18 protein-coding genes are annotated in these 23,288 nt (G+C 58.5%); 9 read left to right on the top strand and 9 right to left on the bottom strand.

The features are described from left to right. The first annotated feature begins 11 nt into the window (after nt 1-11). From CJ178_RS16535 to CJ178_RS16515, 5 genes are all read left to right on the top strand, one after another. Nucleotides 12-872, top strand: a complete 861-nt coding sequence (locus tag CJ178_RS16535; RefSeq protein ID WP_033237425.1) for a mycofactocin-coupled SDR family oxidoreductase — start codon at nt 12-14, stop codon at nt 870-872. Nucleotides 873-1,225: 353 nt separating this feature from the next. Next, a complete protein-coding gene (locus tag CJ178_RS16530) occupies nt 1,226-2,740 on the top strand; it encodes an AMP-binding protein (RefSeq protein WP_033237381.1) in 1,515 nt (504 codons plus the stop codon). Between the two features lie 339 nt (nt 2,741-3,079). Further along, nucleotides 3,080-3,889: an SDR family NAD(P)-dependent oxidoreductase gene (locus CJ178_RS16525; RefSeq protein WP_179300763.1), complete on the top strand. Its 810-nt coding sequence runs from the start codon at nt 3,080-3,082 to the stop codon at nt 3,887-3,889. An 81-nt stretch (nt 3,890-3,970) separates the two neighbouring features. After that, nucleotides 3,971-5,059, top strand: coding sequence for a Gfo/Idh/MocA family protein (locus CJ178_RS16520; RefSeq protein WP_202026741.1), 1,089 nt, complete (start codon nt 3,971-3,973; stop codon nt 5,057-5,059). Nucleotides 5,060-5,070: 11 nt separating this feature from the next. After that, the gene (locus CJ178_RS16515) at nt 5,071-5,499 is read left to right on the top strand and encodes a nuclear transport factor 2 family protein (protein WP_033237383.1); all 429 of its coding nucleotides are present in this window, start codon (nt 5,071-5,073) and stop codon (nt 5,497-5,499) included. 184 nt (nt 5,500-5,683) lie between these two features. Here CJ178_RS16515 and CJ178_RS16510 read toward each other — a convergent pair whose 3' ends face one another. Both CJ178_RS16510 and CJ178_RS16505 read right to left on the bottom strand, forming a co-directional pair. Next, nucleotides 5,684-6,532: a mycofactocin-coupled SDR family oxidoreductase gene (locus tag CJ178_RS16510; RefSeq protein WP_095887140.1), complete on the bottom strand. Its 849-nt coding sequence runs from the start codon at nt 6,530-6,532 to the stop codon at nt 5,684-5,686. Between the two features lie 467 nt (nt 6,533-6,999). Then, nucleotides 7,000-7,674, bottom strand: coding sequence for a pyridoxamine 5'-phosphate oxidase family protein (locus CJ178_RS16505; RefSeq protein WP_033237378.1), 675 nt, complete (start codon nt 7,672-7,674; stop codon nt 7,000-7,002). Nucleotides 7,675-8,116: 442 nt separating this feature from the next. Between CJ178_RS16505 and CJ178_RS16500 the strand changes: the two genes are divergently transcribed. From CJ178_RS16500 to CJ178_RS16485, 4 genes are all read left to right on the top strand, one after another. Then, nucleotides 8,117-9,364, top strand: coding sequence for an amidohydrolase family protein (locus CJ178_RS16500; protein ID WP_033237377.1), 1,248 nt, complete (start codon nt 8,117-8,119; stop codon nt 9,362-9,364). Between the two features lie 519 nt (nt 9,365-9,883). Beyond that, complete coding sequence (locus CJ178_RS16495) at nt 9,884-11,338, top strand: aldehyde dehydrogenase family protein (protein WP_072782853.1); 1,455 nt, start codon at nt 9,884-9,886, stop codon at nt 11,336-11,338. 50 nt (nt 11,339-11,388) lie between these two features. Next, the gene (locus CJ178_RS16490; RefSeq protein WP_033236756.1) at nt 11,389-11,604 is read left to right on the top strand and encodes a ferredoxin; all 216 of its coding nucleotides are present in this window, start codon (nt 11,389-11,391) and stop codon (nt 11,602-11,604) included. Nucleotides 11,605-11,660: 56 nt separating this feature from the next. Next, nucleotides 11,661-13,034 carry a cytochrome P450 gene (locus tag CJ178_RS16485; protein WP_033236757.1) on the top strand — a complete coding sequence of 458 codons (1,374 nt, stop codon included), beginning with the start codon at nt 11,661-11,663 and terminating at the stop codon, nt 13,032-13,034. 735 nt (nt 13,035-13,769) lie between these two features. Here the strand turns inward: CJ178_RS16485 and CJ178_RS16475 are convergent. From CJ178_RS16475 to CJ178_RS16445, 7 genes are all read right to left on the bottom strand, one after another. Next, the gene (locus tag CJ178_RS16475; protein WP_092803983.1) at nt 13,770-14,504 is read right to left on the bottom strand and encodes a TetR/AcrR family transcriptional regulator; all 735 of its coding nucleotides are present in this window, start codon (nt 14,502-14,504) and stop codon (nt 13,770-13,772) included. Between the two features lie 595 nt (nt 14,505-15,099). Continuing rightward, nucleotides 15,100-16,638, bottom strand: a complete 1,539-nt coding sequence (locus CJ178_RS16470; RefSeq protein WP_051730734.1) for an ABC transporter substrate-binding protein — start codon at nt 16,636-16,638, stop codon at nt 15,100-15,102. Nucleotides 16,639-16,736: 98 nt separating this feature from the next. Beyond that, nucleotides 16,737-17,783, bottom strand: coding sequence for an ABC transporter ATP-binding protein (locus CJ178_RS16465; protein WP_033236759.1), 1,047 nt, complete (start codon nt 17,781-17,783; stop codon nt 16,737-16,739). Then, nucleotides 17,783-18,901 carry an ABC transporter ATP-binding protein gene (locus CJ178_RS16460; RefSeq protein ID WP_051730735.1) on the bottom strand — a complete coding sequence of 373 codons (1,119 nt, stop codon included), beginning with the start codon at nt 18,899-18,901 and terminating at the stop codon, nt 17,783-17,785. Before CJ178_RS16460 ends, CJ178_RS16465 begins: the two co-directional genes overlap by 1 nt. Then, the gene (locus CJ178_RS16455) at nt 18,898-19,803 is read right to left on the bottom strand and encodes an ABC transporter permease (RefSeq protein ID WP_080711851.1); all 906 of its coding nucleotides are present in this window, start codon (nt 19,801-19,803) and stop codon (nt 18,898-18,900) included. Before CJ178_RS16455 ends, CJ178_RS16460 begins: the two co-directional genes overlap by 4 nt. Further along, nucleotides 19,800-20,765 carry an ABC transporter permease gene (locus CJ178_RS16450; protein WP_233364783.1) on the bottom strand — a complete coding sequence of 322 codons (966 nt, stop codon included), beginning with the start codon at nt 20,763-20,765 and terminating at the stop codon, nt 19,800-19,802. Before CJ178_RS16450 ends, CJ178_RS16455 begins: the two co-directional genes overlap by 4 nt. 1,206 nt (nt 20,766-21,971) lie before the next feature. Further along, a complete protein-coding gene (locus CJ178_RS16445; protein ID WP_080711852.1) occupies nt 21,972-22,817 on the bottom strand; it encodes an IclR family transcriptional regulator in 846 nt (281 codons plus the stop codon). Nucleotides 22,818-23,288: the final 471 nt, after the last annotated feature.

The following is a 23,288-nucleotide window of genomic DNA, read 5'->3' as shown; positions in this document are numbered from 1 at the left end:
AGGAAACTTCGATGGGCAGAGTTGAAGGTAAGGTCGCATTCATCACGGGCGCAGCCCGTGGACAGGGACGCAGTCACGCGGTGCGGCTTGCGGAGGAGGGCGCGGACATCATCGCGGTCGACCTGTGCCGCAACATCGAGACCAACTCCTATCCACTCGGGACACCCGAGGACCTGAAGGAGACCGTCCGTCTGGTCGAGGCGCAGGGCCGTCGTATCGTCGCCGTGGAAGCCGACGTGCGTGAGGCTTCGCAGTTGCGTTCGGCACTCGATCAGGGGATCTCGGAATTCGGCAAGCTCGACATCGTCGTCGCCAACGCCGGTATCGCCCCGATGTTGGGGGGCCCGAACATGCAAGGCTGGCTCGATGTCATCGGCGTCAACCTGATGGGTGCGCAGAATGCGATCCACGAGGCCCTGCCGCACCTGAAGGCGGGTGCGTCGATCATCGCGACCGGATCGACGGCGGCGTTCATGCCCAACGATGTGGTGGAAAATCCGGGAGCGGATCCGGGCGGATCCGGTTACACGGTCGCGAAAATGATGCTCTCGCAGTACATTCACGAAATCGCGCGCGCTCTCGCACCTCAGATGATTCGTGCGAACATCGTCCATCCGACGAACTGCAACACCGGCATGCTGCAGAGCGAGGCGATGTACAAGATTTTCCGTCCGGATCTCGAGAGCCCGACTCTCGACGATGCTGTCGGCCCTTTCCATGTTCAGCAGGCGATGCCGATTCCGTGGGTCGAGCCTGTCGACATCAGCAACGCCGTCCTCTACCTTGCCTCCGATGAAGCACGCTACGTCACCGGCACTCAGATGCGGGTCGATGCGGGCGGTTACCTGAAGATGCATTCCTTCCACCCGTAAACACCCACCGACAGCTCCGAAGGTCCTCGCCTCGGTGTGATGTGAAGGGAACCTCCGGTTGGGGTGTGGCTTATCGAAGCCCCGCCTCCGACCGGAGGTTTTGCTGTTCGTCGGTATACCCGGAAGAACGATATCGACGGTGCGCGTTCGCTCATTGGTTTCGGATACCGCGCCGAGATTCTGCGCACTGACACCAGCGAGGTCGGCCGACCAATATCGACCTAGTCGGGAAGCGCTCTGTGTGCGACGTAATCGTCTGTACAGCAGTCCCTTTCCGCTTCATTGCAAGGTTTCGTGCATCGCCGGAACGTGGCAGTTCATGCTGCTGTAGGCACTCAGAGGTGGAATGAATCGTGAATCTGACGCAACTCGCCGGGCTATACGAGAGCAAGCTTGCCGTTGTCATGGGACGAACGGGAAAATCGCTGACGTATCGGCAACTCGAAGAACAGTCGAATGCGATTGCGCATCTATTTCGACTGCGAGGACTGATCGCAGGTGATCACATCGCGATCCTCATGGAGAACGAGATTGAAGTTTTCCCTGTCGTATGGGCGGCGCAACGCTCCGGGTTGTTGTACACGCCGGTGAATTGGCACCTCAGCGCCGATGAAGCGGCCTATATCGTCGAGGACTGTGGCGCTCGGCTACTTGTACATTCTGAATCGCTGAGTGAATTGGCGCTGAAGGCGGAAGCGTCAGCACCTCAGCTGAAGTCACGGTTGGTGGTGGGCTCGGGTGCCGGAGATTCGCTGGAAGCAGAGTTAGAAGGGGTGCCCGTCACGCCTATTCCGGACGAGTCCGAGGGCTATTACATGTTCTACTCGTCTGGCACCACGGGTCGGCCCAAGGGAATTGTGCCGGAACGGACAGACCAGCCCTTCGGGTCGGGGCTCCCGATTGATTCCAGGATGGCCTCAGCCTTCGGATTCGGACCTGAAGCGGTGTACCTCAGTACGGGTCCGCTTTACCATGCCGCACCCCTCGGTTGGTGCCTGGGAACAATGCGCAACGGAGGGACTGCCATTGTCATGGAGCGGTTCGACGCCGAGTCTGCGTTGGCCCTCATCGAGAGGTTCTCGATTACCCACGGCCAGTTCGTTCCCACGATGTTCGTGCGCTTGCTCAAACTCGACGACGTCACCCGCTTGCGATACAACGTCTCGAGCATGGAACTGGTTGTTCATGCAGCAGCTCCATGCTCCATCGAAATCAAAGAGCGAATGATCGACTGGTTCGGGCCGAAGTTGACCGAGTTCTACGGCGGTAGCGAGGGCACTGGATTCTTCATGATTGACTCCCCGAACTGGTTGGCGCATAAGGGTTCTGTCGGACGAGCTGTTATCGGTGTGGTTCATGTTTGTGACGACGAGGGGATGGAACTACCAGCTGGGAGTATCGGAACGGTGTGGTTCAGCGACATCCGCCGATTCGAGTATCACCGTGATCCTGTGAAGACCGCAGAGTCCTTCAACGACAAAGGGTGGAACACGCTCGGCGATCTTGGGCATGTCGACGAAGACGGATACCTCTATTTGTCTGCACGGCGCACCGATCTGATTCTCTCGGGCGGAGTCAACATCTATCCTCGGGAAATCGAAGACGAACTCGCCCTCCATCCTGCAGTCGACGATGTTGTCGTAGTCGGACTTCCCGATGACGAGATGGGGCAGAAGGTGCACGCAGTAGTCGCGGTGACGCCGGGTGTCGTAGCCGACGAAGCACTGGTTGAAGAGCTCATCGAATACTGTCGAGCGCGTCTTGCCCGATACAAAGCTCCGCGGTCGGTGAGTTTCGACGAGGTGCCCCGGCTACCCAGCGGAAAAATACTGCGCCGCGAGCTGATGGCACGTTTCGGCGAAGCATGAACGAAGCAACCGGTCAGCTCAGTTCTGGCGAGGTTCGGTCAAGATGTAATGCGTAGAAGCACTTTTCGCACGATCGCCGTCATGGTCTGACTGTGCGGTGGTAGTGCGCGCATGGCCAGGGGTGACGACGCTCGGTGTCGGTCAAAGATGTCAACTGAACTCGGGAGTTCTTTCCGCACAACGGAATACTCGGTATCGAGCACGTCGAAAATCTTGATAGCGTCCCATCGGGACCAACTTGTGTTTCTGACGGCTTGGCTCAGGGATGGAACTCCACCTTTCCGGACCGTACAAACCGCCCGAACGATACAGGATCGAAAATACGGATTGGCGGGGCTGATGGGGCATGTGAGCGAAGGCGTCGACGATTGGTTCGAGGGCAAGGTGGCAATTGTCACCGGGGCATCGCGCGGCATCGGACGCGCTGTGGTCGGGAAATTGGCAGTACGAGGTGCGTCGGTTGTCCTCAACGGGCGGGATCAGGTGGTTCTCGATCTCGCAGTGAAGGAAATCGAAGATGCCGGTGGCTCGGCGATCGGGGTTCAAGGCGACTTCGCTGACCCCGAATTTCCCGAAAAGCTGATCGGTGCTTGCCAATCCGAGTTCGGACGAATCGACTTCGTGGTCAACAATGCCGCGACCAGCGCTCATTCGGGACGGGTTCTGGATTGTGGAAGGGAAGCCTTCATCAAGACAATCCTGTCCAATACTTGGCCGGCCGTGGCGATTATCCAAGCAGCCGTGGCAGGTGGCCTCCCCGAGGGTTCGTCGATCGTCAACATCTCTTCGGCTGGGGCGCAACGCGTTCACGAGACGGCGGGTGTCTACACTGCGGGAAAGTCCGCACTCGAGAGCTTGACCTTCACGCTGTCACGCGAACTCGGACCTCGTGGCGTGACAGTCAACGCCATCGAACCCGGCATCATCAAGACAGATCTCGCCGGTGCGATCTGGAAAGGCGAGCGCGAAGCAGCGGAGAGCCGGCTCATCCCGATGCAGCGCCTCGGAGACCCTTCCGATATTGCGAACGCCGTGCTCTATCTCCTCGGGCCCGATGCGCGTTGGGTCAACGGCTCAGTACTTCGCATCGATGGCGGACGCTTCCATGTGGGTGGGGAGTCCGCCCACAAGATCGGCGTTTTTCAATGACTTCTCCCTTCGAGATCCCCTAGATCGCAAGTGTGACTGCCAAGAACCGGAAGCTTCTTCGAACAGATGGGTAGAGAGACGATGACAGTAAGAGTTGGTGTGGTTGGTTTGAGCGCCACGGGAAGCTGGGCGTCATACGCGCATCTGCCCGCGCTGCGGGCCGTCGAGGGCTTCGAAGTGCGCGCGTTGGCAACGAGTTCCCCCGAATCAGCGCAAGCTGCAGCCGAGGCCTACGGGGTGCCGCTGGCGTTTTCGAGCGTCGAGGACCTCGCACGATGCGACGAGGTTGATCTCGTGGTGGTGGCAGTCAAGGTGCCTCACCATCGTGAGCTCGTCCTCGAGGCATTGTCCGCCGAGAAGCCGGTGCTGTGCGAGTGGCCCCTTGCCAACGGTGTTGCTGAGGCCGCCGAACTGGCCAGTGCCGCCGAAGGCAAGCATGCCTATGTCGGCTTTCAGGGAACAGCTGCGCCGGCTGTGCGCTACCTACAGGATCTGATCGCCGACGGATTTGTCGGTGAACTGGTCTCCACCAGCCTGATCGCAACTGCGGGCCCCTGGGGTGGGCCTGTCGGGAATCGCACCGAGTACCTGCTCGACAAGTCCAACGGTGCGACTCTGCTGTCTATCGTCTTTGGCCATCTTGTGGACTCGTTCAGCTACATCGTCGGCGACTTAGCCGACCTGAACGCCACTACGGGTATACGGCGCCCCACGGTGCTCAACACCGATTCCGGTGAGTTCGTCACTGCCACGGCAGAGGATGAGATTGTCGTGACGGGAACTCTCACCAATGGCGCGATCGCTTCGCTCCATCTCAGAGGGATGAATGATCACTCCAGTAAATTGATCTGGGAGATCAACGGCACCGAGGGGCACCTGAGGATCGACGGGACCGGGGGCACTCTGGCCAACCCGGTGACCATCCGGGGAGCGCGCGGTGACGATGTTTTGAGTGAACTACCGGTTCCCGACGGCTACGATCACCACGCTGATTTGGTCGGCTCACCCGCCCACGCTGTCGCCCACGCCTACGACCGCCTTCGACTGGACCTCAATGGGGGCAGCAAGCAGGCACCGGACTTCGCGCACGGACTTCTGCGTCACCGGTTGCTCGACGCCATTGAGCGAGCAGCGGAAACCGGTTCGCGCCAGTGCATTCAGGGCCAGTGACCGAGTACCGCATGAACACAGACGACCTACTGCAGAAGTTGTGGACCGTCGAGTCCATCAAGCAGATGCGTGCCCGCGTCGCGCGATTCCTGGACACCAAGCGGTGGGACGAGTTCGGGAACTGCTTCACAGACGATGCAACGCTCGAAGCGCCCGAAGCGGATCTACGGTGGGAAGGGCGGGCGCGAATCGTGCAGGGAATCAGTGTCGGTATGGACGGTGTACGTACTGTTCACCACCTACACGCTCCGGAGATCGAGATCACCGGTCCGGACACTGCGACGGGCGTCTGGGCCATGTCGGACGTTCTCGAGCGCGTTTCTCCTCAGGGGTCCACGATCACGAATGGCTACGGGCATTACGTTGAGCACTACGAACGTCAGGATGGACAGTGGCGCATCCGATCTCTGCGCCTGGAACGACTCCGCATCGACATCTGATATATGGATAGTCGTCAAGAGTCATGGTGAGGCGCCGCCGGGAATCTACCCCGGCGGCGCCTCGTTGTTTCCTTGCCGAATCCAGTTCAGCGACTTCTCTCCCCGTGGTGAATTGATGCACAAGACTTGTCGCCGCTCGCCCCGTCGCAGTCGTTGAATCGGCCAGGTGCGTCCCTCGGAAGGCTCAGCGGTTGGTACGTCCGAGGTCGACGGGTAGCTGAATGCCGGTGACGTGACGGGCTTCGTTGGAGGCGATCCATGCTACGGCAGCGGCTATATCTTCAGACTCGCTAACCGGGTCGGGGAGACTTCCCATGAACAGCAATCCTAGGTCTTGACGCGCCTCCATCTTCTGATGCAGTTCGGGGACGGTGAGCCCGGTGGCGACACCGTGCGGATGAACGCTGTTGACCCGGATTCGGTACTTGGCAAGTTCGTTTGCCATCGTCTTCGCGAGGCCTGTTACACCGTGCTTTGCCGCTACGTAGTCTGCGAGGAACGGAAGACCCTTCAGGCCGGCGACTGAGCTGGTAAAGACGATCGAGCCGCCGGTTGCCTGCTCGATCAAGATCGGCACAGTGGCTTTGGCCGTGTAGAAGGCACCGTGCAAGTTATTGTCAATGGTGGAGTGCCAGTGATCGAGATCAATTTCCCAGGACAGCGAAGCGGTGGTCATGCCTGCATTGGCGACTACAACGTCAAGTCTGCCGAGCTGATCAACCCCGTTTTCGACCGCGGCTTTGAGAGCGCTGAAGTCTTTGACGTCTGTGACGCTGGTGACGACGCGTCGGCCGTGCTTTTCCACCAGTCGTGCGGTTTCGTCGAGATCTTCGGTTGTCGGGCCGGGGTATTCAGCAGTCGGGAGGTCTTCGCAGATGTCGAGAGCGATGATATCTGCGCCTTCGGCTGCGAAGCGGACTGCTTCAGCGCGTCCTTGTCCTCGGGCCGCTCCGGTGATGAACACAACCTTCCCTTCGTATCTATGGCCGTTGGGGGCGTCGGGGATCGGCGCTTCGGGAATCTCGATGGTCATTTCGCTCCTCGGTCGTGAAATGTGGCAGAGTGCCATCACGCACAGTATGTCTCCAAAGTGGCCTGCGCAACTTCAATTCGACTCTCTTGCAAAAGATTTCGTTCTGTCGGTCGATCGATATCGAGGTAGCCGGGGCAGGGATCGCAAGGTTGCTGTCGCACTCACTCCACACGAGTGAACTCACATGTTTCACCGGTATCGGTTGTGCAGCAGCGATTTCGCCGAGGGGCAAGCCGAATTGTTGGTACGGGGCGATATCGGACTGGCACAGAACATTTCCGGGAGCGCGAGGATGGCAACAGGTCACGGTGTGGGTCGCTATCCGTTGATGTTCAGGAGTTACTGCTGATCAGTCGATCTCGGCATGATTGAACTTCAAATGCTCGGCTGATCGGTGTCATTCTCTTGGCTCCCGTGCAACATCGAATGACCGTGATTCGGGGTCAACCTGCCTTAAGTAACCAGATTCATTTCTGGGACCATCGGTCGTAGCCGCTGGACGCTACGGCCTGGCGCAGTGCCTGCGAGTTATAGGTAAAGAACTGGACCGGGTCGAACTCGACCACTACGCGGTTCGGCGTGTCGAGCAGCGACAACTGCTGGTTCATTGCTTCTTCGTCGGCGCCCATTCCGACTCGCTTCAGGAACAACGGCAGAAGCCAACGCACCAGATCGCGATCTCCGTCGTGAACTGTCGCGATCGTCTTGGAGGTGACCATGGCGCCGGTCATTCCGGTGCCCAGGCTCGAGACCACGACACAACTCTCGGGACGTGCGCGCAATGCCTGCACTCGCTTGCGGTTAGTCGTGGTGTGGACCCAGAACTTACCCTCCGATCGCACAAATGAATGTGGCATGGACACCGGCCATCCGTCCTTGTTCGTCCAGCTGACGGTGCACTCGTGCTGCAAGTCGAACAACTTCTCGCGGTCGTCCTCGGAGAGTTTGAAGGCCGACAGATCCTCGAGATTATCGATTCTTTTTGCCATGCTGATGGATGCTATGTGGGTCGCGCGCAAATAGGTCTTGACGATTCCGCTCAACGGTACAGCCTTTGACGAAACTTCCTGTGCGACATCGGTGGTCGCAAAGATCCCGTGCGGATTCTTCCTTCGGCCAGGGAGATCGTCGTCCGGGAGCATGCCCCGAGGGTGCTCCGGTCCGCCCTGGCAAAACCTCGAACGTGATGCCGGCTATCTGCTGTAGACGGAGTATGGAGGTCTATCTCGACTGTTCGCCCTTGTTTAGTTCAGTGCCGGCCTGCATGCAGGGCTGGGTCCAGCAACGATATCGATTCCGTCATCGCATTTTTTCCAGCGGTCAGGCAGAGATCGACTGAGCACAAGTAGATCTGGCTGCGGACCTGGCGTGACGACGCCGTAGATCTCGGGGCGACGACGCTGGAGTTTCGTCGAAGGAAGGGGATGCCCCGTGGATCATTGACAAACTGAGCTCTAGTGATTAATTTAACACATACCAGCTGGTCGTACGGCTTGTGAAAGGTTCTCCACGTAAGCGTGTGTGGAGGAAATGCTCTACTTCCCATGTTGCGAGTCATCCGAATGGTTTACGGAGAGGTGTCCGATGAGGACTGAAGACTTGATTCTTGTAAGCACGGACGATCATGTGATCGAGCCGACCCACCTATTTGAAGGTCGGCTTCCGAAGAAGTACGCCGATGCGGCACCCCGCTTCATCACTCGCGAAGACGGGACAATGGCGTGGGTGTACGGGGACGCCGTCGTGTTGAACCCCGCTGTACAGGCGGTTGTGGGCCGACCGAAGTCCGAGTGGGGCATGGACCCCGTGTGTCGGGAGGAAATGCGACCGGGCGTCTACGACATCCACGCGCGTGTCAAGGACATGGATGTCAACGGCATGCTGGGTTCGATGTGCTTCCCCTCGTTCGTCCGTTTTTCCGGTGCACTCTTCTTGGAAAACGGCGATCGTGATCAGTCCGCCGCCATGGTCCGCGCCTACAACGACTGGCATATCGACGAGTGGGCTGGTACCTACCCAGGCCGGTTCATTCCGCTGGCCATTCCGATTCTCTGGGATCCGGTATTGGCAGCCGAAGAGATTCGCCGAGTAGCGAAGAAGGGCTGCCACGCAGTTACTTTCACTTCCAATCCTTACGACTTGGGTCTGCCGAGCATTTACCAGGATCACTGGGATCCGTTCTGGCGTGCGTGTGAGGAAGAAGGAACCGTTGTGTGCATGCACATCGGCTCCAACTCGAAGGCGCCGACGACGTCCCCGGACGCACCTGTAGAGCTGATCTACTCGCTGTCGCCCATCGGCTCGTTCGAAGCTGCCGCGGATCTTGTATGGAGCAAACTGTTCATCAAGTTCCCCCGACTGCGCGTCGCACTATCGGAAGGTGGAATCGGTTGGGTTCCATACTTCCTGGAGCGTTTGGACTACCTGTACAACCACACTCAGCACTGGTCGGGTATGGATCTCGGTGGCCGTCTGCCTTCGGAACTGTTCAACTCGAACGTCATCACCTGTTTCATCGACGACGAGGTCGGCGTCGACAACCTGCATCGACTCAACATCGACAATGTCACCTGGGAATGCGACTACCCGCACTCCGACACGATGTGGCCCAACTCCCCAGAGGGAGCAATGCGCTACATGAACAGAATCTCCGATGAGACGATCAACAAGATCACCCACCTCAACGCGATGAAGCACTTCCAGTACGATCCGTTCGCTCATATTTCGCGAGAGCAGGCCACAGTCGGGGCGCTGCGCAGTCGCGTTCCGGATTGGGACACCAGTGTCGTACCCACCGCGCACATGCGTCCGGATGCCACTGTAGGAGCGTAATTTTCATGACCGGCATGTCCCGATGACCGGTCGCGGGAGTTGGGCGACGGCTCGAGGTTCGTCAACGTGATGAGGGCGGAATCTCTCCCTGAGTCGAAGCCCTGATGCCTGCGGTGCCTCCAGCAAGAGACCTGACTGAGTCCATAGAGGTCCGGTGGCGCCGCAGGCACCTTGCAATACGCGCTGTTCGGATCCAGCGCACCGGCAACACCGGGATCAATTGTCAGACGGAGTTCGTCGGTTAGGTGGAGTCGACACCGGATATGCCGATAATTCGCAACATGATTCGACTTTTCTCGTCGCGCTGGACAATCAGTGAAGTGCAACCGAAACTGATCCCTCCCCCCGCCGGTACGAGTCGTGGGTCGATAGCGATATGTGTTTGTTGCCCTCGGGGGCGTCGAATATCGAATAGATGAAACAGAGCTTCTGTCGCACTGCGATTAATCGCCGGACTCGAATTCGGTTAGCGGATGTAGAGAACGCCGACAACGGGTGTGGACTGAGAGAAAGTGACAAATGAGTAATTCCGAGTACCGCATGTTGATCGACGGTGCGCTGGTCGCCGCGACGGGGGGCCGCACCTACGAGAATGTCAACCCGGCGAACGAAGAAGTCATCGGTGTTTCGCCGAATGCCGGTGTGGCCGATGTCGAACGGGCGATCCTGGCTGCGCGGCGGGCTTTCGACACCACGACGTGGTCGACAGACACCGAGTTCCGTCAGCGGTGCCTGGTGCAGTTGCAGTCCGCTCTGCGCAAGAACGCCGAAGAGTTGCGACCGGTCATCGTCGCCGAAGCCGGCCTACCGGTTGCCTTGACCTACGACGTCGGGTTGGACCGCTCGATCGATTTGATGAGCCATTACATCGGTCTCCTCGATACGTTCGAGTTCGAGCGGGTCATTACCCCGGTTGCCGGTGACGAGAAGGCGCACCGCATCGTGCGGCGTGAGGGTGCCGGTGTCGTCGCGGCGATTACGCCGTGGAACTACCCGTTCCACCTGGCGCTCGGCAAGCTGGTTCCCGCGTTGGCTGCGGGGTGCACCGTGGTCCTCAAGCCGGCGCCGGATACTCCGTGGAACACGTTGGAGATCGGTCGTATCCTGCTCGAGCACACCGATATTCCGGCTGGTGTGGTCAATATCGTCAGTACTGACGACAATGACGTGGCGTCTGTGCTCACGACCCATCCGGAGGTGGATGCGGTTACGTTCACCGGATCGACTGTCACGGGTCGGCGGATCATGGCGGCGGCTGCGCCGACGGTCAAACGTCTCACCCTCGAGCTCGGTGGTAAGTCGTCATCGATCCTGCTCGACGACGCGGACTTCACCGCACTGATCCCCAGGGTGGTTGCCGGTACCTGCAGTCACGCGGGTCAAGGCTGTGGTGTCCCATCGCGGCTGCTGGTGCCGCGTTCGCGCCTCGGCGACGCAGTGGACTTGGCTGTGGCGGCTATGCAGAAGTTCCCGTGGGGTGACGTCAATGATCCTGCCAACTACATGGGGCCTGTAGCCAACAAGCGTCAGTACGAATCGGTGCTCCGCTACTACGAGATCGCGAAGCAGACCGGGCGGATTGCGTTGGGTGGTAAGGCCAGCGACCGTTTCGAGAAGGGATTCTGGGTCGAGCCGACTGTGCTCACCGACGTCGATTCCCTCTCGACCGTGCCGCAGGAGGAGATCTTCGGTCCGTTGCTGAGCGTGCTGCCCTACGAGGACGATGCCGACGCGGTCGCGATCTCGAACAACACGATCTACGGTCTCGCCGGCAGCGTGTGGAGTGCGGATGTGGAGCGGGCGATGCGGGTGGCAAAGGGTATGCGGACCGGAGCGATCAGCGTCAACGGCGCCACGTGGAATCACCCGACGGCACCGTTCGGTGGCTACAAGCAGAGCGGAATCGGCCGTGAGTGGGGCGTCGAAGGTCTAGAGGATCTCCTCGAGGTCAAGACCATCGCCCGTCCTGCCTAGTCAATGAACAACATTGAATGCCGACTGATTTTTTCGAAGGAGAATGCACCATGAACATTTATGTCGACCAGGACATCTGTCAGGGGCACACAATCTGCTCGATGGTCGCACCCGACCTCTTTGCGCTCAGGGACGAGGACGGTCATGCCTACGCGATCGACGGTGACGTCCCCGCCGAGCTCGAGGGCGCCGCGCGCGAGGCAATGCTCTCGTGCCCGGAGCGCGCGATCGTCGAGGTTTCCGAGCACGCAATTCAGGAAGCCTGAACCGTAATATCCTCTGGCGCTGCGTAAGAGCGCCTTGATCGCATCCCGGAGTAATCATGACAGCAGACGATGTTCGCAATGTCGAAAACCTGAAGAAGTGCCCGATCGACTATGAACGTCACGGGCCGAACTTTCGCGACGAGTTCGTGGAGAAGACACACGAGCTTCATGCGAAGTGCCCGATCGCGTGGAGCGATTCATACGATGGACACTGGGTTGCCAGCGGAATTGACGAACTGTTCGCAATTGCTCGCCGATCGGACGCGGTAACCAGTTTCCGGGACGTCGACGGAAGCAAGAACGGGTACAAGGGCATCTCGATCCCGGCGTACGCGCAGAGCGGTCCGTACACCGCGCCGTCGTTCCTCGAGCTGGATCCGCCGGAACAGACCGACTTCCGGACAATTCTCAATCCCTACCTGTCGCCGGCCGCCGTCGCGCGGTGGGTTCCGGTGATCGACGACCTCGTTCGTGCGTGCATTGACGACAACATCGAAAGCGGCAGTATCGATTTCGTCTTCGATCTGGCGAATGTCGTCCCGGCTGTCGTCACCATGGGACTGTTGGGCCTGCCGCTCACCGACTGGGTGATCCACAACGAGCCGGCTCACGCGCTGATGTACACACCTCCTCATTCTCCTGATTTCGGTCGGGTCAGGCAGATTTTCGAGGAGAGCAAGCTTGCGCTCATGGAGTCGGTGAAGGACGTTCGAGCGAATCCGCGACCTGGTTTGCTGGATGCACTAGTCAGGTCGACGGTAGCCGGTAAGCCTCTCTCCGATGAGCAGATCCGAGCTACGGCGGCGTTGTTGGTCGGTGGGGGGTTCGACACCACCACTGCACTGACCGGTCAGTCCATCCTGTGGCTGTCCCAACATCAGGCAGAGCGGGCTCGTCTCATCGACGAGATCGATACTCTTCTCGACCCTGCAACGGAGGAGTTCCTCCGCTACGTCACACCGGCGCAGGGTGATGGGCGGACCTTCAGCCAGGATGTCGAGATCAACGGCGTCGAGTTCAAGGAAGGTGAGCGTCTCTGGCTTTCGTGGGCCATGGCAAACCGCTCACCTGATGTGTTCCCGAACCCGGATGAGGTCGACTTCGACCGTCGCGGTAATCGGCACACAGCCTTCGGTCTCGGGATCCACCGCTGCATCGGCTCGAACGTCGCTCGCGTCCTCTTCAAACGGATGTTGACCGCGGTGCTCGAACGCATGCCCGACTTCGTCGTCGATCCTGAGAAGGTTGTGCACTACGAGTCAGTGGCGATGATCAACGGACTGGTGAACCTGCCGGCGACTTTCGCTCCGGGCAAACGCATCGGGCCGGGGTTGGAAGAAACTATCGAGCGAGTCCAGCAGATCGTCATCGAGCAGGGGCTGGCCGAGCCCGTGGCGTCAAGGAGAGGTGCTGCGTCGGTCGGCGGGTGATCTTGAACAAGGCTGGGAGGGCGGAGATTGAATTCCGCTCTCCCAGTGTAGTTTTCGTGTCATTATGCCATGACGGGTAATGCAGTTCTGTTGAGAATCTTCGATGCGGGATGTGGGGGAATAGATGAACAAAGTTGTTTGCGGTTCGGTCGGGGCCGAGACGTCGTCTCGCGCGTTCCGTCTGAGTCAGGCTGAATGCAACCGAATGGTTGAGTTCGGCGCGAGGTGGGTCCATTACGGCGCGGTGCCGGATGAGGAAGTTTTCGTAGAGTTCGGAATCAGCAGTCGGCAGTTCTACGAAAGACTGTCGGTTGTTGCGCTGAGTAAGCGAATGGAGTTGAGGTTCTCGCTGAGACGCGATCTGTTGGAATTGTGCCGCGCCAGACTGAGGACGTCGTCACTATTGGGTACGTAGTGCAGCGCGTTCGTTTCACTCATACCTTCATCGCCGAATTCTTCTCGGCACGGGGACTGTGACCCCGGGGGACACGGGCGCCGGGCGCGATCGAGTCGGCATCGAAGTCCTGACTTCGAGTACGTGACGTGCCCGTACGAACGCCGGCGGTCACCGGATCAAGGCCTTCATTAACGGGAATCGAATCTAGCGCGGATACCGATATCGTCAATGATGTCGGTATCCGCGTCGCGCGTGGGTCAGTGGCTCCGGTGAACTACGCGCAATGATCGGAAGGTTTCGAAAAACACCGCACGGGCCATCAAGTTCCTCGTCGGAACTTACTTGGCGGAGATAGTGTTCCGCTTCAGTTGGCTAGGAGCCCGCCCTCGATCCGGAGCGGCATTGGCCGTTGCAGTGGCCGGCCCTAGCGATGCTTCAAGCCCTGAGGTGAAGAACTGGACCAGATCCTCGAGTAGGACGTCCATCGGCAGGGGGAGTTTCTCGCCAGACGCCAGAACCGCCTGATAGCGAGCCAGTGTATGAACGGTACCCGTGAGCATGTGCATGCAGCGCTCTTCGAGGACTTCTTCGGAAAGGTTGGACAGGAGTCGGCCCAATAGCCCCAGTACGGTACTGGCAGTGGCGGACGGAATTACAGTGTTGCTACTTACACTGAGCCGTGAATAGCCGCCATTCTCCAGAATGTAACGGGACATAAATGCAAGGTAATGATTGTCCTCGTCCAGATGGCTGGCCAGAGGGAAGACGAATAGTCGCACGAGGTCGGAAACTCGAGGCTGGCCGCGTACCATCAAATCTGCGAACATTTCCACACGACGTTCTTCGCTGGTGTGGGCCCTGTACGCGATAATTTCGCTCACCAGAGTTTCCCTGTCGCCGAAGTGGTACTGCACCACGGCATGGTTCTTCTGGCCGGCAGCGATGCCGATGTCCCTGAGGGGAACTGCTGCGATTCCGCGCTCGGCAAATAGCTGTTCGGCTGTGATGAGAAGTAGCAGTCGGGTCGCGTCGCCCCGTGAGTTTACTCGTTCCTTACCAGCGGAAGGCCGCATGTTCCCGCCGTCGCTCGAAGGTATCTTGTCCGCTGGTGCTATCGGCATATTTGCCCAGGGAAGTGCCTATGGTCCGGCGCTGTCCCCGCCCCCTCTCGTCTGCTCATCTCTATCCGCGGAGAGCGTATGCCTTGTGTCAATTTCCAGATCGGTTGATGTACCCGGCCCCGCTCCTGCGAATTTGGATTCTAACTTACGGTACCTCGAATCGGGCAGCCTTGGAATTAAGTATTATAGCTTATTTTGTTTCAGGGATGACGCCGCCAGATGATTCAGTGAAGGAACTGACACCTGTCGCCTGGGTCACACCTCTGGGCCCTGCGGTGCTGCAAATAATGTGCAGCGCAAATTACTATGAGTATGAATTAAGTTTGTCTGGTTAATCTTCGTGCCGTCTGGCTGTGCAGGCATCCGGTGTCCAGCAAGGGCCGGCTGGGGACGATTCTGCTGGGTGTTTGTCCGGCTTCCGGAACAGGCCTGTCGCCGTAGCCGGTGCGGCTACGGCGAGATTCAGGCGAGGCAGGAGCCGCCGTTGACACTGGCGGTCTGTCCGCACAGGTTGGCCGGCTGATCAGCCGGCCAACCTGTATTTCGATCAGTTCAGCCAGACCTTTTCCCAGTCCCATGCTGCACCTGAACCCGTCGGAACAACCGTGATGCCCTGGACCTTCTTGTCCGAGGCAATGTAGGCACCGATGTACTGCCAGATACGCATCGGAGCGTCCCGAGAGACCTCGGTGTTGACAATCTCGTACGCCTTGGCGACTTCAGCGGCGTCCTTCGACGAGCGGGTGAGCTCGAGTGCAGCGTCCACTGTGGGATTCGAATAGCCGGTCGCGTTCTGCGGTGCATTGGTGTAGAACAGGTCGAACAGCAGATCCTTGGACGCAGACTGATAAGTCGTGGTCATGAGTTGGAAGTCGCCCTTCCTCTGATTTGCCAAGAGAACTGGGGGATCGAGGGGCACGATCTTGACGGTCAGGCCGTTGATCTTCTGCAGTTGGGCCTGGAGCATCTGAGATGTCTGTTCCATCACCGGGAAACCCGCATAAGTCGTGAGCGAAATGGTCTCGCTCGTCTTCGAGGTCCTGCTCAGGTAGTCATCGAACAGTTTTTGTGCCTCGCTCAAGGCAAGTTCGGGGAACGCTGCGCCACTGTCCGAAGGCATGAACGCGTCAGCAGTCACGGTCTGGGTGCCGAGCGCCGCAACCATCTGGTCGGCATCGATTGCGTGCAGCATTGCGTTCCGTAGACCAGCGTCTTGGATGGTCGGATCCTTGTAATTGAAGATAACGCCGCTGCCGCCGATGAGCTGACCGCCATCGGTGTTGAAGCCGCTGTCCTCCATTTTCTCGGCATCGATAGTGCTGGAAAGGGGGGTCATCAAAGCTTCTCCACTGATAACCGCATTCATTTTCTGAGGATCGGAGCCAGCTTGTTTGATGGTCATCGCATCGAGGTAGGGCAAGCCTTGCTCGAAGTAGGTCGGATTACGGACGAGCTTCATTTCGGAGTTGCGGACCCATTCCTGCATGAGGAACGGGCCGGCTCCGACGGGCTTGTTGCCGACTTCCGCGCCTGCTGCCTTGATCCCGGTGGGCGAACCGATAGCACCGAGGCCCCTGACCAACTGCCAGGGCAGCTGGAAGTTCGCTTCGTCGAGCGTCACCTTGACGGTAAGCGGATCAACGATCTCCCACGCCATACCATTGGTGGCAGACGCTGCGGCCGAAAGCGTCGCGGGATCCTTGATGCGGTCCCAGTTGAACACGACCGCTTCAGCGTCAAACGGGGTGCCGTCGCTGAAGGTGACGCCCTCACGGAGTTTGAGCGTCCAGTTCGCCCCGTCCGAACTCTCGAATGATTCTGCGAGATACGGCACGAACGTGTCAGTCGCGGCGTCATAACGCACCAATGTGCCGAACACAGGTGAACAGCGGTGGTACGCAACCAAACCGCAGTTCGCCGGGTCCATGGACTGGGTTTCGCCTCCCATTGCATATGCCAACGTGCCGCCGGTCTTCGGCTCGCCTACGGAATCGCCCTCGCTTCCCGAAGAAGAAGAACAACTGGTCAGGGCGATACCCGTGACGACAATAGTCGCGAGGGCGCCAATGACCCGCCGAGACTTCATACCTTTTTGCGTGCGCAAAGTGAACTCCATTCTCATTTGCTTACCCGTCCCTGCTCGTGAGGGTTCGGAAGATGTCTGTGCTTGTGGGACTTCGTGTATCAGGCGGGATTTTTTGACAGCACCGAACTCTGACCAGTTGCCTGCAGGAGCGCCGAGTCGTCGAGAGGGAAGTGGCAGGCGACGAAGCGACCTGGACGAACCTCTCGAATTTCCGGCTCATCAGAGGCGCACTGTTCTTGCGCCAACGGGCAACGTGTCCTGAACCGGCACCCACTCGGCGGATTCAGCGGCGAAGGCAAGTCGCCAGAGAGTGCGGCCTCCCGAATCGGAGCATCGGGATCAGGTTCTGGAATCGACTGTGCGAGTGCACGAGTGTAGGGATGGGCCGGGGACGAGAAGAGTTCCTCCGAAGTTCCGATCTCACAGATCTTTCCGAGGTACATCACCACGATGCGGTCACTGAGGTTCTTGACCACGGCCAGATCATGGGCGATGAAGACCATCGTGAGCTGGTACCGCTCCTTCATTTCATGAAGCAGGTTCATGATCTGAGCCTGAACCGAAACATCCAGTGCCGATACCGGCTCGTCGCAGACAATCACCTCGGGATCGAGCACCATGGCGCGCGCGATGGAAATGCGCTGGCATTGACCACCCGAGAATTCGTGGGGACGGCGGTCTGCGGCAGTATCAGGGTCAAGTCCGACCCGCTCGATCATCGCCTGCGTCTTGGCCAGAACCTCCGACTTGCTCAGGTCGTCGTGTATGCGCAGACCCTCGGCGATGATGTCCTTGACCTTGCGCAACGGGTTCAGCGAGGAAATCGGATCCTGAAAGATCATCTGAATCTTGCGGCGTTGGCGGCGCAACGCAGCGCCTTTGAGACCGACAACGTTGACGCCATCGAACTCGACCGATCCGGAGGTAGGACCCGGAAGTTGCATGATTGCCTTCGCCACACTGGACTTGCCGCAACCGGACTCACCGACCAGGCCGATTGTCTCACCGCGGATAGCGTCAAAACTGACGTCCGACACTGCATAGACTCGCTGTCCGCCACGGCCGGCGTACTCCACCACCAGATTTCGAACGCTGAGAACGACGTCATCCTGGTCGCGTAGATGTGCTGTTCCACTACCAGCCATCAGATCATCACCTCATTACCAACCGGGGTACCCGCAGCAGTGAAGCCTGCTTCGGAATTTCGTAAACGAGCGGCATCTCCGTCAGCGGTGCCCAGCGGGAAGAAGCAGGCTGCCGAGTGTTCTGGCTGGAATGGATCTATCTGCAGGGTCGGGGTTTCCTCGAGACAACGAGATTGCGCTGAAGCACACCGCAAAGCGAAACTGCATCCCGCAGGTGGGTCGATCACAATCGGGGGACGCCCGGGAATGGACGGAAGCCGAGTATGGCTCGGATGAGAAACCTTGGGGATCGCATCAATAAGTGCCTTGGTATAGGGATGGCGCATGTTTGCGAACAATTGGCGTGTAGGCGCCTTCTCGACTACACGTCCGGCGTACATCACCGCAATGTTGTCAGCACGGCCGGCGACCACACCCAAATCGTGGGTAATGAGGATCATGGCCATTCCCGACGATTCCTGCAGATCCTGCAGAAGGTTCAGGATTTGATGCTGAACTGTCACATCCAGCGCGGTGGTCGGCTCGTCCGCGATAAGTAGTTTGGGTGAGCACGCGATGGCAAGTGCGATAGTAACGCGTTGACGCATACCTCCCGACAGATTATGCGGGTACTGGCTGAAGCGCTTCTCCGGTTCGGGGATGCCTACCATTCGGAGCAGTCGTGTCGCCTCTGCCGTGGCTTGCTTCTTGTCGAGACCGAGGTGGAAACTGAGCGTCTCGGTCAGTTGCTTTCCGATGGTGATCACCGGCGTCAGCGACGTCATCGGGTCTTGGAAAACCATCGATAGGTCCACGCCCCACAAATGCGGGTTGTCCTTGCGGGTAACTGTTGCCAGATCCACTCCGTTGAGGATGATTTTGCTACCCGGAAGGACATGCGCGTTGGGAGCGAGGATCTTCATGATCGCCCGGGACAGAACGGATTTGCCCGATCCGGATTCACCGACGATGCCCAATGTCTCACCGCGACGCAAATCGAGATCGACACCTTCAACGGCCCGGACCAGCCCTTTCGGCGTCTGAAACCACACCCGGAGATCCCTGACCCGAAGTACTTCGGTCGAGTCGACATCCGCCGAAGAATGTTCGTGCTCGGGAGACTTGATTGCCTGACTCATATCGCCGAATCCTTTCCAACACGTCCACGAACCCAGTCGCCAATCCTGTTGAAGGAGAAGACGGTTACGAAGAAGAACAGCGCTGGTATCAGTACAAGCTGAGGGTGCCGGCTCATCTGTTCGCGACCAGCTGCGAGCATGCCACCCCAGCTGGGAGTCGGCGGGGGAACACCCACGCCGAGGAAACTCAAAGATCCCTCGGCGATCACGAGAGTCGCCATCACGACCAACGCCAGCGACAGAATGGGTAGCATGACATTCGCCAGCAGTTCACGGAGCAGGATGCGTAGCGGTGATGCACCCAAAGATTTTGCAGCAGTAACGAACTCGCGTTCAGCAAAAGCCAACGTGTTGGCCCGAGCGACACGTGCGAAGTTCGGGATGCCCATGATGGCCAGCGCAATCACCAGTGTGCTCAGGCTCGGCTCGAGAACTGCCACCATGGCGATCAGGAAGATCAGCGGAGGAAAAGAAAGCGTGAAGTTGATGAACAACGAGATGAACTTGTCAACTGTTCCTCCGAAGTAGCCCGCGAGCATCCCTAGGGTTACGCCGAGGACAAGCGAGATGCTGGTGGCACCGATGGCAACTGCCAGCGACACACGGGCGCCGAATATTAGGCGAGACAAGACATCTCGACCTAGCGAATCGGTTCCGAGAATATGCCCGTCAGTTCCGGGAATCGCATTGAAAACGCTGGAAACGTCGTTCGGATCCGGCAGAGGCAGTACGTTCGCGAAAATCGCGCCCAGGCACACAACGGTAATCCAGATAACACCGATCAGGGCGCCGATATCACGCCGGCGCCGAATGGGCTTGATAACCACTTCTGGCAGTGGGGACTGCGCGTTCCGTTCCGCCACGGCGACGGATCCGGGCGAATCCTGGATAACTTCGCTCATGACGTCCTTTCCTTCCTGACTCTCGGGTCGAGTAGCGGATAGGTGAGGTCAACCAATGCGTTGATGAGTATGTATCCGACAGCGCAGACCAGCACCACAGCTTGCACCACGACGTAGTCGCGGGAGTGAATTCCATTGATGGCTAGTGTTCCCAAGCCGGGGAGAGAAAAGATCGCCTCAACCAAAATGGTGCCTCCGATGAGCCGGCCGATCACCATTCCGGACACAGTTACCAACGAGAAGGAAGACTGCTTCAATGCGTGCCCCGACAGGATGCGCCATGTCGGAAGCCCACGCGCGCGGGCCGACAGAACGTGGTCCTGCTGGAGAGTAGTCATCATATCGCCCTTGAGAATTCGTATGAAGAGCACGATTTCGGACGCGGCAAGAGTTACCACCGGAAGTATCAGTTTCTCAATATGTGCAATCGGGTCTTCCGAGAACGGCACCCACCCCATCGGCGGAAAGATATTCAGTGTCATTGCAAAAACAAAGATAAGCACGATTCCCAGAACAAAAGACGGTGTTGCCAACATGGCCGACGAAATGATCGTGGTCACCCGATCGACTATTCCGCCCGGACGGTATGCCGACCAGACTGCCGTCGGAATCGCTATGACCAGAGCCAAAATTATGGAAACCAGAGCAAGTTCAAGGGAGACGGGAAGCCGCTCCATGATCGACTCTCCGACGGAAACGCCCGTCTGATAGGACCTGCCGAAGTCACCATGGAGAACCCCTCCCATCCAACTGAAATACCGTTGCAGCAGTGGATCATTGAGTCCGTACGCATCCCTGGCGGCGGTTATCTGCTCAGGGGAGGCATCTGGTGGAAGAAGCGCATCCACTGGGTCGCCTGGAATCAGCTCGAGGAGCAAGAACACCGCCACCGATACCATGAACAGCAGCATCAGGAACTGGAACAGCGAACCAGCTCGCTGCGTGAAATTCCATGTTTTCACTTTTCTACCATCTCTTTACATCCCAATCTCTTTAACCCCACGGGACATCCTTCTTCCGGAATTTGCTCGAGAAGCGCAGTCAAGCGAGTGGGGAACAGCGGTGCGATGACAGTTACGAAGTGCGTCCGGATCGAAAGTGGACCGACGTGCCGGCCGAGAAGTCAGCTGAGGCGATATGCCTTCGGCCAGTTCACTTCCCATGCAGTTCTGGTGAGGAAGGTCTGCAGTTGAGCCGGCTCGGATACTGGCATCGTCGTCCTCACGCGGTCTCGGGATCTAACCAGTTCGTTGAGCACTCCTACGAAACAGCGCTCGTTATCGTTCCGGATAACGGAACGCATGTTCCGTGTTTCGATTAAGCTTGGCAGCTGAGGTTGTCAGCGTCAAGGGGTGTGCCCGGTCCTGTTCTTCAGGAGACCCATTCGCTCTGGACGATCAAGGTAATTTACTTGGTTTAAGAACTCAGTTCTCGGCAGAGTCCGATGTGTGTAGTGGTGCAGAGCCGTAATCTCGGTCGGCCGTAGAAGGTTGAAGTTTCGTGGATTCGGCGGCAATCGACCCAGTCGATCTTCCCGCCGGTTTACGAGTTCGGGCTGTTCACAGGCCAAAACGGCCTCTATGTCTGACGGGTTCGGGCGTGCTGCACTCACCGCATATCTTCACGAAGGCGTTGTCCTATCTGGCGATATCGCGCCGGTGCGGACACGATCAGGCCTCGGTAATTCGCGTCGCCCCTGGAGCTGCGGTGCTCAGTGGCGGCCTTGTGAAAGCTACAGATGTGAGCTGGGATCCGCAGTCGTTTCGGCGAATAGGTGCCGACAGATTGGCAATGCCTCCGGGTTTCAACGCTCAGATGACTAGATCGAATTAAGCGCCACTCGGTTTTGTCATCGCTCACAGCATGCGCCGTCGGCTACCCGGGGAGTGAATATTTCGACCATCGGTAGCCGTGCACATGCCCTTCGGTCATTGGAGTTACCACCAACACGACCGTACGGTCCTATTTGACTAAAATCGGCTGTCTGCAATGGATTTGGTACCCAGGCGCATCTGCCTGTCTCGAGCAGCCAGAGCCTTCGGGGCTACAAGACCGCGCCGTCAAGTGTCGACCCGCTAAAGCCGATTCCTGCAGCGATTCTTGTGGCGGGGGGAACGAATACGGAAGTCAGCCGAGATCAGCATGTTTCGGCGGAATCTGACATTCGGTCAACTCGTAGGTACAGTCCCGCCCATACTGACAGTGAGGATCTCGGCCGAGTGGACGACGAGTCCGGCAAGGACAGGTTCGTCTGTTTCGTTGAACCGACTCTCGGGGATCGTGACGCCGACATCGCCGAAAACCTCACCGGAGGGCCCGAACACGGGTGCGGCCACCGCCACGGCACCAACGATCCGTTCGGCTCGGGAACTGGCGTAGCCCTGGCGCTTAATCTCTGTAAGGCGTTCGGTGAGGCGCAACGTATCGTCGCTGATATCAGGCGATGTGCCGAGTTGTTTTTCCACGATCTCGCGGCGATCCTCATCGGGTAGGAACGCGAGGATCGCGAGTCCACTCGCGCCGGTGTGGACCGAGAGCCATTTGTTCAGTTGGAGCACGTAGCGGAGCGGATGAGCGGACTCGATGGACAAAGTGAACATCATCTGTTGACGTTGACTACTGTAAACACTGAGAAACGAGGTTTCTTCGCTGCGTCGAGTGAGCTCGCAGAGAACGTCGTTCGCCTTGTCGTGTAGTGGGAACTGGGCTATCGAGGTTCGGGCGATTCGCAGGAATTCCAGTCCGACTCGGTAGGTGCCGCTGGGTGTCCGATCTACCATTCCGAGTTGTTCAAGTTCGCCGAGTAGACGGTGGGCTGTGCTCGCGCTCGCGCCCAGTCGCGTACCTAATTCTCGGACACCGTAGGCCTCTTCACCGCTGTCGACCATGTGGACCAAAAGTTGTATTGCTCGCCCCAGTGGATCACGGCGCCGCCTGATTTCGTTCTGCTCCAACAGTTCCTGTGGACTTTCTACGACCAAGTTCATCTCCTCGGGATCTGCTCTTTGCGTCATTCGTCTTCTGTGTGGCACTTGACTCTTCACAGCGAAACGAGTGTCCCGTTCAATCGAACGTTAGCATCAACGTGGTCTCGCTGCGTGAAGTCGGGAGTCCAGCGCGACCCTTGCTCGGGTGTACTCCGGAAACCGCGTCGACATCAAGCAATGCATGTGACCGCACCATTTGTCGATGCTCGTGTCAGGTGATTGACACAATCCAAGCTACTATGCTTAATTGCTAGGATTCGATGTGGTCGGACCTGGATCGGTCCAACTCTGACCTGATCCAGGCATGGAGGCTGGCGCACTGCTGTGCGGCAGTCGGTCCGAGGTGAGTGCGAGGGACTGCCGGATCAGGGAGCGAGATGATCGCGAAGTGGTTGTGAACGACTGCAAGGGCTTTTTGCCATTTCCGGTAGGCATCGCGCTCGAACCGACACCCGCGAGGTAGTCGGCACCGTTCCGGATGTGTGCCGGTGTAGAGAT

The sequence above is a fragment of the Rhodococcus sp. ACPA4 genome, from assembly GCF_002300185.1.
In the GTDB taxonomy this organism is placed as follows: Bacteria; Actinomycetota; Actinomycetes; order Mycobacteriales; family Mycobacteriaceae; genus Rhodococcus_F; species Rhodococcus_F globerula.
The sequence above is the reverse complement of the archived record's forward strand: the minus strand, read 5'-3'. Positions and strand labels throughout refer to the sequence as shown.